This is a genomic window from Giesbergeria anulus, assembly GCF_900111115.1.
In the GTDB taxonomy this organism is placed as follows: domain Bacteria; phylum Pseudomonadota; class Gammaproteobacteria; order Burkholderiales; family Burkholderiaceae_C; genus Simplicispira; species Simplicispira anulus.
In genome coordinates this window covers 131,089-142,974 of record NZ_FOGD01000001.1, presented here as the reverse complement: position 1 = coordinate 142,974, position 11,886 = coordinate 131,089, and the positions used below count along the sequence as shown (strand labels likewise).

Sequence of the window (11,886 nt, the reverse complement as noted above, 5' to 3'; positions counted from 1 at the left end):
GCTGTTGCACCGCATTGCCGTGCAACAAGGCTTCTTGCAACGCTAACACCGCCAAACTCAGGCCGCTTGGGCCTTGCGGATTTGTTCCAGCACGTCTTTAGCGCTGGCCGGAATCGGAGTACCGGGGCCATAAATGCCCTTCACTCCCGCTTCGTACAGGTGTTCGTAATCCTGTACCGGAATCACACCCCCCACAAACACGATGATGTCGTCCGCGCCCTGATCTTTCAGCGCTTGGATGATGGCAGGCACCAGCGTTTTGTGACCGGCAGCCAAGGTGCTCACGCCCACGGCGTGGACATCGTTTTCAATCGCTTGGCGGGCGCATTCTTCGGGAGTCTGGAACAGCGGCCCCATGTCCACGTCAAAGCCCAAATCGGCAAAGGCGGTGGCTACCACTTTGGCACCCCGGTCGTGGCCGTCTTGGCCCAGTTTGGCAATCATCACACGGGGGCGACGGCCTTCGGCTTCGGCAAAAGCGTTGATTTCTTCTTTCAGCTTGTCCCAGCCCTCAGCAGAATCGTAGGCAGCAGCGTACACACCAGTCACCTTTTGCGTATCGGCACGGTGGCGGCCATAAATCTTTTCCAGTGCATCGGACACTTCACCCACCGTGGCACGCAAGCGCACAGCGTTGATGGACAGCTCCAGCAAGTTGCCTTGGCCGGATTCAGCCGCAGTGGTCAGTGCCTCCAGTGCGGCTTGTACAGCAGCATTGTCGCGGGTAGCTCTGATCTGGTTCAGACGCTCAATCTGACCATCGCGCACCTTGACGTTGTCAATTTGCAAAATGTCTACTGGGTCTTCTTTGGCGAGCTTGTACTTGTTCACGCCCACAATGACATCCTTACCGGAGTCAATGCGCGCTTGCTTTTCAGCGGCGGCGGCTTCAATCTTCAGTTTGGCCCAGCCCGAATCGACGGCTTGGGTCATGCCGCCCATGGCTTCGACTTCTTCAATGATCTTCCAAGCTGCATCCATCATGTCTTGGGTCAGCTTTTCCATCATGTAACTACCGGCCCAAGGATCGACCACATTGGTGATGTGCGTTTCTTCTTGGATGATGAGCTGCGTGTTGCGTGCAATGCGCGAGGAAAACTCGGTCGGCAAGGCGATAGCTTCATCGAGCGCGTTGGTGTGCAGGCTTTGCGTGCCACCAAACACTGCGGCCATCGCCTCAATGGTGGTGCGCACAATGTTGTTGTACGGGTCTTGCTCGGTCAAGCTCCAGCCAGAAGTTTGGCAGTGCGTGCGCAACATCAAGCTCTTGGGGTTCTTGGCGTTAAAGCCCTTCATGATGCGGCACCACAACAAGCGGGCAGCGCGCATTTTGGCCACTTCCAAATAGAAGTTCATGCCAATGGCCCAGAAGAAGGACAGACGACCAGCAAAAGCATCCACGTCCATGCCCTTGTCGATGGCGGTCTTGACGTATTCTTTGCCATCGGCCAGCGTAAAAGCCAGTTCCAGTGCCTGATTGGCACCGGCTTCTTGCATGTGGTAGCCAGAAATACTGATCGAGTTGAACTTGGGCATGTGCTGTGCCGTGTACTCGATGATGTCGCCAATGATTTTCATCGATGGCTTGGGCGGGTAGATATAGGTGTTGCGCACCATGAACTCTTTCAGAATGTCGTTCTGAATGGTTCCGGAGAGCTTATCTTGGCTCACGCCCTGTTCTTCGGCGGCCACCACATAACCGGCCAGCACGGGCAGCACGGCACCGTTCATGGTCATAGACACCGATACCTTATCCAACGGAATTTCGTTGAACAAAATTTTCATGTCTTCTACCGAGTCAATAGCGACACCGGCTTTGCCAACGTCCCCCGTGACGCGTGGATGGTCGGAGTCATAACCACGGTGGGTAGCCAAGTCAAAGGCCACTGACACACCCTGACCACCAGCGGCCAGCGCCTTGCGGTAGAAAGCATTGGATTCTTCAGCAGTAGAAAAACCAGCGTATTGGCGAATCGTCCAAGGACGCACAGCGTACATGGTGGCCTGCGGGCCGCGCACATAAGGCTCAAAGCCGGGCAGCGTGTTGGTGTAGGCCAAGTTAGCTGTATCTTCTGCCGTGTACAGGGGCTTGACGACAATGCCGTCAGGGGTGTTCCAATTCAGAGCATCGACATTGCCACCGGGGGCAGATTTGGCGGCTGCACGTTGCCAGTCTTGCAAGGATGCAGTTTTGAAGGCGTTGTCAGAATTTTCGTTAGGGCTGCTCATGGGCATGGTCTCCGTTCGCTAAGAGAGTGGCTGGCTCGCTCGCAATGCTTCGCAGGCCCGCACGATGATGGTGAGTGTACCGCATCCGTAATTATTAATTTATAGTTTTTTTCGGTACCATTGCACTCATGTCTGATCTCACCCTGACCCCCCGCGCACTGTACGAAGAAGTGGCCGAGCAACTGCGCCAACGTATTTTTCGCCGCGAACTAGAGCCTGGCAACTGGATTGATGAACTTAAAATTGCCGAAGAATTTGGCATTAGTCGCACGCCACTGCGCGAAGCCCTCAAAGTGTTGGCCGCCGAAGGGCTGGTAACGATGAAGGTGCGCCGGGGCGCCTACGTGACCGAGATGTCAGAAAAAGACCTGCGCGATGTGTACCACCTGCTCAGTTTGCTGGAAAGCGATGCAGCAGGCGTCGTGGCGCGTCAAGCCAGCGCGGCCCAGTTGCAGAGTTTGCAAGAGCTGCACACCCGTTTAGAGCAGGCAGTGCATGACCGCGAGCGCTTTTTTGCACTCAATGAGCAGTTTCATATGTTGGTCTTAGACTTGGCTGACAACCGCTGGCGCAGCCAAGTAGTGAGCGATTTGCGCAAAGTCATGAAGCTCAACCGGCATAACTCTTTATTTAAGCAGGGCCGCATGGAAGACTCATTGCGCGAACACCGCACCATTTTGGCGGCCATCACTGCCCATGATGCTGGCGCTGCCACGCAGGCCATGCAAAGGCATTTTGCTCAAGGCCTAGAGGCAGCAACCTAACCTGAAGGATGCAGCCCCTAGGCAATTTTTAAGGTTAAGGTATAGCGCTAACAAACGCTACTACGGCTTGCACATCGGCATCGCTCAAGCCGCGCGCCGTTGGCGTCATGATCGATTGCGCCAATGGGCCAGATTGGGCTGTGCGGTAGCGGTCTAGCATTTTGCGCAAATACCCCGGCTGCTGACCTGCAATACGTGCAATCTTCTCATTGCCTAGGCCATTGGCACCATGGCAGGTCAAGCATTGCTTTTGGTAGACCGCATTGCCTTTGTCTACTAGAGGCAGATTGGTGGCGGGTTTGTGCTTGACGGCTTGGGCCGAATAAAACAACACCATGCCAATTTTTTCATCGCTGTCCATAGATTTGATCATGCCCTCCATGAACTCATTGCGGCGTTGACCTGTAGCAAACAAACGTAACTGCTCTAACAAGTAAGCAGGGTTTTGTCCTGCCAAATTGGGAATGTCAGGGTTCATACTATTGCCACCCTCGCCGTGGCAGTGGAGACAAACGCCTGCTACCTTGCGTCCTAGTTTGAACAGGTTTTGCTCTAAGGTTGGGTTAGCCTGAACCTCTTTTAGACGGATACTTAAATCTACATCAGCGGTAGCTCTGGCCCTAGACGGCTGTGCAGCCACTGGCTGTAAGGCACACATTGCAAGCAATGCGGTGGTCAAAGCCACTGGAATGCGTTTCACCATGAATAAATCCCTTTCGGAAAAGAGTATTTTAGACAATATCCGGGGGCTAGCTTGACCATGCAGAGGTCTAAAAACGTGTTTGCCTTACACAAGGTAATCGCCGACATGCTTGCTCAAAGTTTGCGATTGCAGGACGGTCTGTTGTCAGGTAGCTAGCGCTACTGATCAGGTTATTGATAGACACAAGATACAGTGGATACGCTAGCTCTATACGTTTTGTTACTTTGTTTTTTAGTTTATTTTGAAATAATTTGTTAGATAAAATTCATGTAAGTTTCATTTGATATGATCCCACAACCACCTTACGCACAACACCCATGCAAGCCCTACTCGATGCCATCGCTACTCTGCCCTTACCCCAAGATGCCCAGCGTATCTTTCATGGCCGGGGTGGGCTTTACCCCGGTTGTGAACAGTGGGCACTGGACGCCTATCCACCCGTCTGGGTGCTCACCAGTTTTCAGCCGGTGGTCGAAGATGTACTGTCCCTGCTGGGCAGCGCTTTACAGCAGCGCTGGCAGCAACTGGCCCCTGACCAAGCCTTCAATTGGGTGTTCCAGTGCCGGGCCGAGGGCCAGACCGACACTCGCCTCATGGCTGGTAGCGTGCCCGAACCCCATACCGTGACAGAAAACGGTGCCCGCTTTCGGGTACACATATTGCGGGGGCAGAACCACGGCCTATTTTTAGACATGGCCGAAGGCCGCCACTGGGTGCGCACGCATGTGACAGCACGGCCTAGGCTCAAGGTGCTTAATCTTTTTGCCTATACCTGCGCTTTTTCTGTGGTCGCTTTGCAAGCGGGAGCAGCCCAAGTGGTTAATGTGGACATGGCACGGGGTGCCTTGTCCGTAGGGCAGCAAAACCACCAACTCAATGGTCTGACGGCTGGGGCCAGTTTTTTGGGCCATGACATCTTTAGCTCATGGGGCAAGATTGGCCGCAGTGGCCCCTACGGGTTGGTAATTGTCGATCCACCCAGCTACCAAAAGGGCAGTTTTATCGCTACCAAAGATTACGCCCGCCTGATGCGCCGCTTGCCTGATCTGCTGGCCCCCGGCGGTCATGCACTGCTTTGTCTGAATGCACCAGAACTAGGCCTAGCGTTTTTGCAAGAGCAAATGCAAGAGTTGGCTCCAACACTGACGCTAGTAGAACAAGTAGCCAATCCGCCGGTGTTTGCCGACATAGCGCCCGAACGGGCGCTCAAAGTGCTGGTGTATCGGGCACCGGATTAAGCGTTACCAAGCGCACAGCATAGCCCTGCCCAGACGCCACCACCGCGAACAATCGGTCGATGTTCGGGTGCTTGCCCGGATGAGCGCGGGCATCGTCGGTGTGTTCGGCAAACAGCGCCAGCCCTTGCTCGGCAGCAGCCACGTCCACCCGGCCATGCTGGGCAGCTAAGGCGGCATACACGGCCAAAGAACCCGCCTTGCCGGGTTTGTTTTCGATGATGGCGGCCACGTTACCGGCGCTGTCGAGCAGTTCCAAAGCGGCCAGATGGCTGATGGAGGGCAATTGTTGCAAGTGATCGGCAAAGGCCATGATGGGTTCTTTTCAAGTCAAACAAAAGGCGCTGATTGTCCTGCAAACCATTGGCTTTCTGCACACAAGTGCGCTGGTCTTGTTACCATACCAGCCCTGTCTTGTTTCTAAGGAAATTGCATGTCTGGTGGTGGATTTCACGTTCATGGCCCGCACGACCATGAGGTTGAGCACGTCGCCCATCATGGCGGCGATGATTTCACGTCGCGCCTGGCGGTACTAACGGCCATTATTTCAACCATTGGAGCCGTGTTCGGCTACATGGGTGGGCATTCGCAAAATGCTGCGCTGCTGTACAAGAACGAGGCGTCAATTCAAAAAACAGCCGCCTCCAACCAATGGAATTACTACCAAGCCAAGAGCAACAAGCAAAATCTGGCCGAGCTGTCGGTCACACTGACCTCCGGCGAAGATAAAGAAAAGTTCCGCCAATCGGTAGACCGGTACCAGCAAGAAAAAGTCGAAATCAAGGCCGCGGCTGAGAAGTTGGAGCTGGCCGCCGAAGATGCAAACAAAAAGAGCGAGCTAGAAATGCATGTGCATGGCCGCTGGGCGATGGGCACAACGCTGCTGCAAGTGGCTATTGCCTTGGCCGCTATCGCACTGCTGACACGCAAGCGCTGGATGCTGCTGGGTGTGTATGGCTCCACCGCTTTGGGGTTGGCAGCGGGCATTATGGGCTATCTGCACCTGTGATGCTACGGCGTCTGCGCCCGTGTTTGTGGGCCTGTAGCCTTGGGCTGGCCGCCATCACGGCCCATGCCACTGAGGACTGCCGCATTGCTTTTGATGTCGGTTCGTCTGGTATACGGGTGGGTGCCTCTAACAGCACGCCCACAGCTCATGTCGATATTGACTACCTCAGCCCCCTGTGGGCTGGGCGCGGACTGCAAGAAATTATTGCCCCCACAGCCATAGCGCTGCGCCAGTTGCCCCTACAAGCCCAACTAGATCCTGCTTGCCAGCGCATGGCGGGGGGGTTCTCCGCTTGGCGCTTGGCGTGGAGCCAATCGGCAGCACAAACCGTATCAGTGCTCAAGCAAATATATGCCGACAGCGGCGTAGCGTTGTTGGTGATTCCCCAAACGGTAGAAGGCGGCTATGGCTACACCGCTGCTCGGCAAAAACTGGGCGCACGCCTGCAAACTAGCCATATTTTAGACATTGGTGGCGGTAGCTTTCAAATTGCCGGAGAGCGCAGCGCCTATGGTCAAGCATTGGGGCAAAAGTTTTGGCATCGGGTGTTGTGTCAGCAGTTGCGCCCTACAGCGCCCCTTCCCTGCACATTACAACCTTTGAATGCCGCTGAATTGGCCCAAGCGCGCCAACTATTACAAGAGCAGTTGCGCGATCTGCCTGCCGCACTGCCAGAACCCGTGAGCATAACGGCCATCAGCCGCCCCGTGACACAAGGCGTACAAGCCGCTGTGCAGCGGTTGTTGCCCACAACACAGCACAACCCAATCTTGCTACAGCGGGCCGATCTTGCCACCGCTATTGACCGGCTAGCACCAGCATCCTTAGATGCCACCATACAGCAAACGGGCATTGCCGCCCCTTATGCTAACTATCTGTTGTCTGACATGCTGCTAACCGAGGGCCTGTTGCAAGCTACTGCGGGCCAACAGCTACACCTGCAAGAGATCAAGGTGGCTAATGTGCCCGGCCTATTGGCCGATACCCAAGCCTTTGGCTGGGCAGCCCGCTATCCCTGCTACCTACAACGGCTAGAGCAGCAAGGGCCAGCCGCTTATTTCAGTGATCCGCAAACCTGCGCCAGTCCAGTCACTGCGCCGCTGCTGCCTTTGCAATTGTCACCAGCGCACATTCCTGCCGGAGAGAACCCAGTGTTCTAAGAAGGCCCTCACGCTTTAGGTGCTGGCAGGGTAAGCTGTGCCGTTTTGGCTACCTGTACGCAATCGCACAGGTGCTGCTCGCCCAGATAGCGCAGGGTGGCATAGCCCAGCGCCGCAGCCAGTGCCTGCCCGGCCAGCGGCACATATTTAGCCAGTTGCTTGCCACCCATGCGCAGGCCCACCGTTTTGGCCATTTTGAGCACCAAATCTTGGGTCACCAACTTGCCAATCAGCGCAGAACCGACCATGGCTACCGCCTTTTGCACCTGCTCGCGCTGGTGCGGGTCAAGCTGGGCAATCTGGGGCGGTGTTAAGCCAAATTCGGCGTTGATTTGCGGCAGCAGGCGCGACAGCAGCGCTGCATCCACAGCCCAATCGAGACCGGGCACCGGCACCGTGCTAGCTACAGCAGCCATCAGCGCACGCTGGTGCAGCAAGCGCCTACTGCGCTGCACTGCTGCCTGCAAGGCAGGATCAGCCCCAGCCAGTACGTGGGCACTGGGCAAAGCGTTTTTTATCACCATCAATCTTTTTTCTTGATGAGGCTATAGATGAACAGCAAGGCCATCGCACCCAACACCGAGGCTATCCAGCCTGCGGGCTGACCGGGGCGGTACCAGCCCAGCGATGCACCCACTGTGGATGCCAAAAACGAGCCTGCCACCCCTAGTATCGAGGTCATGATCCAGCCTAATCGGTCATCACCGGGCTTAAGTGCGCGGGCAATCAGACCCACGATCAAACCGACAAAAAGCGTTCCTAAAATAGAAAGCATACAGCACCCCTTGTAACTTTATTTAATAAAGAAGGCAACTGTAACGGGTGTACTAACCCAGCGCAGCCACACACTGAGGGCACCCAAACTTAACTTAATAGTTTTTTGGCGGCGTAGCAGCGGCATCAGTACCAGCTACCCGGCGTGCGCCATCAAAGCGCTTAAGCCAGTAGCTTTCGCGCATGTTTTCTACGCGCACTTCAGAGCCACTGCGGGGCGAATGAATGAACTTGCCATCGCCTACGTAGATACCAACGTGGCTGAAAGCACGGCGCATAGTGTTAAAAAACACCAAGTCACCGGGTTTAAGCTCTTTTTTGTCGATCACTTGGGTAGAGGCTGCTTGGTCGCGGGCACGACGCGGCAACAACATACCTACCGTTTCTTGGTACATGGCGCGAACAAAACCACTGCAATCAAATCCGGTCTCGACACTGCTGCCCCCACGGCGGTAAGGCAGGCCCAGAAAGCCCATCGAGCTAATCACCAGCTCGGCGGTGCTATCGGCCACTTGATAAGCCGTCTGGCTGACGTTCTGTCCAACCGCAGAGAGTTTACTTTGGGCTTTTTCTGCCACGTTGTGTTGGAGTTCAACGATTTGGTTAAGCAGGCTTTTGTCGTTCAAAACCTGTACTGCGTCGTCGGCGGGCGCTGCACCAGGGGCCGCGTGGGCGCTGGCGCAAGCAATCAACAGGATGCAAAACCATTTAGACATGGGCGCGAAGGGTAACACGCCTTTGGCACGTTCAAAACCAGAAAAACCTGCCACTACACTCGCTTTTGCCGGCTCCCCCTAGCCAGACCCGATGTGCTGGCAGCAAATTTGGGTGTAGGCTTGCTGCCATGTCTGCTGAAAATACCCCTTCTGCTGCCGCGCCAGTGTCTGAGCTGGAGCTGCGCCGCGTAGCCATCGACACTTGGCGTGAAAACGTCGCCTATCTGCACCGCGATTGCGCTGTTTACCGGGCCGAAGGCTTTCAGGCCCTGTCCAAAATCGAGGTGCGGGCCAATGGTCGGCGCATTTTGGCGACGCTCAATGTGGTGGATGATTTGTCTATTGTGGGCTGCCAAGAACTGGGCCTGTCTGAAGATGCATTTGCGCAACTGGGGGTGACCAATGGCCATACCGTGACGGTGTCACAGGCCGAGCCGCCCGAATCTATGGGAGCGTTGTTTCGCAAAATTTCCGGAGAGCGGCTGGAGCGGGAGGATTTTCATGCCATCGTGCGCGACATTGCCCGGCACCGTTATTCCAAAATCGAACTCACGGCCTTTGTTGTCGCCTGCAACCGCGATGAGCTAGACCGCGAAGAGGTGTTCTTTTTGTCTGATGCGATGGTATCTATTGGCCAGCGCCTAGATTGGCATGAGCCTCGCGTGGTGGACAAGCACTGCATTGGCGGCATTCCGGGCAACCGCACCTCCATGCTGATTGTGCCGATTGTGGCAGCGCACGGCATGTTGTGCCCCAAAACGTCTTCGCGCGCCATCACCTCACCAGCGGGCACCGCCGATACGATGGAAGTGCTGGCCAATGTGGAGTTGCCGCTGGAGCAACTGGCTGATATTGTGCGCGACCATCGCGGCTGCTTGGCTTGGGGCGGCACAGCCCAGCTCTCGCCTGCCGATGATGTGTTGATCTCGGTGGAGCGCCCGTTATCCATTGATTCGCCGGGGCAAATGGTGGCCTCCATTTTGTCCAAAAAGATTGCCGCTGGTTCTACCCATCTAGTACTGGATATTCCGATTGGCCCCACGGCCAAGGTGCGCTCCATGCCAGAGGCCCAGCGCCTGCGCCGCCTGTTTGAGTATGTGGCGCGGCGCTTACAACTGTCTTTGGATGTAGTGATTACCGATGGCCGCCAGCCGGTGGGCAGCGGTATTGGCCCAGTGCTCGAAGCCCGCGATGTGATGCGCATACTAGAAAACGACCCCCGCGCCCCTAATGACCTACGGCAAAAAGCCCTGCGCTTGGCTGGACGCCTGATTGAATGCGATCCTGATATCCGGGGGGGTGATGGCTATGCCATTGCCCGCGATATTTTGGATTCAGGCCGCGCCTTGGCGCGGATGCGCGACATCATCGCCGCGCAGGGAGGCAAAGATTTTGACCACAACCATCCACCGTTGGGGCCATTGAGCTTTGAGGTGCTGGCACCATCGAGCGGGGTGGTGGCAGGCATCGACAATTTGCAGATCGCACGCATTGCCCGTCTGGCCGGTGCGCCCAAGGTACAAAGTGCGGGTGTCGATTTGCTCTGCAAACTGGGCGATGCTGTGACTGCTGGGGAGGTGCTGTACCGCGTGTATGCTGGTTATCCCGCCGATCTAGAGTTTGCCCGGCAGGCCAGCGATAAAGTCAGCGCTTACCGGATAGGCACTGCTGATGATCTGCCGCGCGTTTTTGTAGAGTTTTAACAATGACAGCCTTGCGCTCTTCACCCCCCTGGTTGCTGTTTTTTGACGATGAGCGCGCCAGTGCCGAGCGGCTGGCCAGCGCCAGCGGGCTAGAAGCGCGCCTCATTGCCCGGCATCACTTTCCGGATGGGGAACTCAAACTGACGTTGCCTGTGGATGCCCAAGGCCAGTTACCGCAGCGCGTGGTATTGCTGCGTGGCCTGCACCAACCCAACGACAAGCTGGTGGAGTTGCTGTTGGCAGCCCACACTGCCCGCCGCCTAGGTGTGCAGCACCTAACGCTGGTGGCCCCCTATCTGGCTTATATGCGTCAAGACATCGCCTTTCACCCCGGCGAGGCCATCAGCCAGCGTGTGGTGGGGGATTTTTTGGCTGGGCTGTTTGATGCCATCATCACCGTCGATCCCCACTTGCACCGGGTGGCTACCTTGCACGAAGCCGTACCAGCGGCGCAAACGGTGCTGCTGAGTGGTGCGCCCCTGCTGGCCGATTGGATCGTGCAACAGCGCCCCGGCGCTTTGTTGATGGGGCCAGATGGAGAATCGGCCCAATGGGTGGCCCAAGCGGCGGCCCGCCACGGCCTAGACTATGCCGTCTGCACCAAAGAGCGCCACGGCGACCGGCAGGTCAGCATTGTTTTGCCCCCAGTGCCGGTGCACGGGCAGGCGGTGGTGTTATTAGACGACATGGCCAGCACGGGGCATACGCTCATCCAAGCGACGGCGCTGCTGCGCGCCGCTGGTGCCGCCTCGGTAGATGTGGCCGTGACCCATGCCCTGCTGGATGCTAACGCTTTACAGGCCCTACATGATGCGGGTATTGGGCAATTTTGGAGCACCGATGCCGTGCCGCACAGCAGCAATGCGGTGGCCTTGGCCCCAGCGCTGGCCGATGCCTTGCAGACTTTGCCGCCCTTGCCAGTGGCTGCGACAATCTGAGCCTGTTTTGATCTGAAGAAAGAATGCCCTATGCTGCTGGATGCTGCTGAATCCCAACTCGTGCTGGTGGATTACCAGACCCGCCTGATGCCCGCCATCCACGAAGGCCCAGCGGTGCTGGCTAACGCGGTACGTCTGGCCAAAATGGCCCAGATGCTGGACGTGCCCGTTTGGGGCACAGAACAAAACCCCAGCCGCCTCGGCCCCAACGATGCTGACCTGCGCGCCCTGTGCCGTAAAACGCTGGACAAAATGCACTTCAGTGCCGTGCCCGATGGCTTGGCCGATTGGTTGCGCCCTCCGGCCAAACCACAACAAGGCAGCAATGCGCGCAGCCTGCCCCGGCACCTGCAAAAACCACCACAACCGGTGGCACCTGAGCGTCCCAGCATCGTGATCGCTGGTTGTGAAGCCCATGTCTGCCTATTGCAAACCGCGCTAGAGCTGCTGGCCGAGGAGTTTGAGGTCTGGGTAGTCACAGATGCGTGCAGCTCACGCACCGAGCGCAACCGCGATGCCGCGTTTGACCGCCTGGCCGGTGCCGGTGCCGAACTGGTTACCACCGAAATGGTGGCTTTTGAGTGGATCGGCAGCTGTGAACACCCGGCCTTCAAAGACATGCTGGCACTGGTGAAATAAGCGCCTGACGGCACCG

General features: G+C 56.8%; 13 protein-coding genes. 7 read left to right on the top strand and 6 right to left on the bottom strand.

The window, feature by feature from the left end; translation table 11 throughout:
• Nucleotides 1–57: 57 nt before the first annotated feature.
• Nucleotides 58–2,229: a methylmalonyl-CoA mutase gene (gene scpA / locus BMX55_RS00710; RefSeq protein ID WP_091451228.1), complete on the bottom strand. Its 2,172-nt coding sequence runs from the start codon at nucleotides 2,227–2,229 to the stop codon at nucleotides 58–60.
• 128 nt (nucleotides 2,230–2,357) lie between these two features.
• On the opposite strand from scpA, the gene BMX55_RS00705 reads away from it, so the two are divergent.
• On the top strand, nucleotides 2,358–2,993 hold the full coding sequence (locus BMX55_RS00705; protein ID WP_091451225.1) for a GntR family transcriptional regulator: 636 nt from the start codon (nucleotides 2,358–2,360) through the stop codon (nucleotides 2,991–2,993).
• 34 nt (nucleotides 2,994–3,027) lie between these two features.
• Here BMX55_RS00705 and BMX55_RS00700 read toward each other — a convergent pair whose 3' ends face one another.
• Nucleotides 3,028–3,471, bottom strand: a complete 444-nt coding sequence (locus BMX55_RS00700) for a c-type cytochrome (protein ID WP_245751188.1) — start codon at nucleotides 3,469–3,471, stop codon at nucleotides 3,028–3,030.
• Nucleotides 3,472–4,013: 542 nt separating this feature from the next.
• On the opposite strand from BMX55_RS00700, the gene BMX55_RS00695 reads away from it, so the two are divergent.
• A complete protein-coding gene (locus tag BMX55_RS00695; protein WP_091451217.1) occupies nucleotides 4,014–4,934 on the top strand; it encodes a class I SAM-dependent methyltransferase in 921 nt (306 codons plus the stop codon).
• Here BMX55_RS00695 and BMX55_RS00690 read toward each other — a convergent pair.
• Nucleotides 4,903–5,244, bottom strand: a complete 342-nt coding sequence (locus tag BMX55_RS00690) for a DUF2322 family protein (RefSeq protein ID WP_091451212.1) — start codon at nucleotides 5,242–5,244, stop codon at nucleotides 4,903–4,905. The genes BMX55_RS00695 and BMX55_RS00690 overlap by 32 nt on opposite strands.
• A gap of 120 nt (nucleotides 5,245–5,364) precedes the next feature.
• On the opposite strand from BMX55_RS00690, the gene BMX55_RS00685 reads away from it, so the two are divergent.
• Both BMX55_RS00685 and BMX55_RS00680 read left to right on the top strand, forming a co-directional pair.
• Nucleotides 5,365–5,940 carry a DUF4337 domain-containing protein gene (locus BMX55_RS00685; RefSeq protein ID WP_091451208.1) on the top strand — a complete coding sequence of 192 codons (576 nt, stop codon included), beginning with the start codon at nucleotides 5,365–5,367 and terminating at the stop codon, nucleotides 5,938–5,940.
• The gene (locus tag BMX55_RS00680; protein ID WP_091451206.1) at nucleotides 5,940–7,100 is read left to right on the top strand and encodes an ROK family protein; all 1,161 of its coding nucleotides are present in this window, start codon (nucleotides 5,940–5,942) and stop codon (nucleotides 7,098–7,100) included. Before BMX55_RS00685 ends, BMX55_RS00680 begins: the two co-directional genes overlap by 1 nt.
• An 8-nt stretch (nucleotides 7,101–7,108) precedes the next feature.
• Here BMX55_RS00680 and BMX55_RS00675 read toward each other — a convergent pair whose 3' ends face one another.
• From BMX55_RS00675 to BMX55_RS00665, 3 genes are all read right to left on the bottom strand, one after another.
• The gene (locus BMX55_RS00675; protein WP_245751186.1) at nucleotides 7,109–7,624 is read right to left on the bottom strand and encodes a hypothetical protein; all 516 of its coding nucleotides are present in this window, start codon (nucleotides 7,622–7,624) and stop codon (nucleotides 7,109–7,111) included.
• Nucleotides 7,624–7,875, bottom strand: coding sequence for a GlsB/YeaQ/YmgE family stress response membrane protein (locus BMX55_RS00670; RefSeq protein WP_091451203.1), 252 nt, complete (start codon nucleotides 7,873–7,875; stop codon nucleotides 7,624–7,626). The genes BMX55_RS00675 and BMX55_RS00670 overlap by 1 nt, the downstream gene beginning before the upstream one ends.
• Before the next feature lie 94 nt (nucleotides 7,876–7,969).
• Entirely contained in the window at nucleotides 7,970–8,590 is a 621-nt protein-coding gene (locus BMX55_RS00665; RefSeq protein WP_091451201.1) for a C40 family peptidase, read from the bottom strand.
• Nucleotides 8,591–8,718: 128 nt separating this feature from the next.
• Between BMX55_RS00665 and BMX55_RS00660 the strand changes: the two genes are divergently transcribed.
• Genes BMX55_RS00660 through BMX55_RS00650 form a run of 3 tightly spaced genes read left to right on the top strand, consistent with a single transcriptional unit; the run spans nucleotide 8,719 to nucleotide 11,870 of the window.
• The gene (locus BMX55_RS00660; RefSeq protein WP_091451197.1) at nucleotides 8,719–10,293 is read left to right on the top strand and encodes a thymidine phosphorylase family protein; all 1,575 of its coding nucleotides are present in this window, start codon (nucleotides 8,719–8,721) and stop codon (nucleotides 10,291–10,293) included.
• 2 nt (nucleotides 10,294–10,295) lie between these two features.
• Nucleotides 10,296–11,231, top strand: coding sequence for a ribose-phosphate diphosphokinase (locus tag BMX55_RS00655; protein WP_091451192.1), 936 nt, complete (start codon nucleotides 10,296–10,298; stop codon nucleotides 11,229–11,231).
• Nucleotides 11,232–11,261: 30 nt separating this feature from the next.
• Complete coding sequence (locus BMX55_RS00650; RefSeq protein ID WP_091451189.1) at nucleotides 11,262–11,870, top strand: isochorismatase family protein; 609 nt, start codon at nucleotides 11,262–11,264, stop codon at nucleotides 11,868–11,870.
• Nucleotides 11,871–11,886 lie beyond the last annotated feature (16 nt).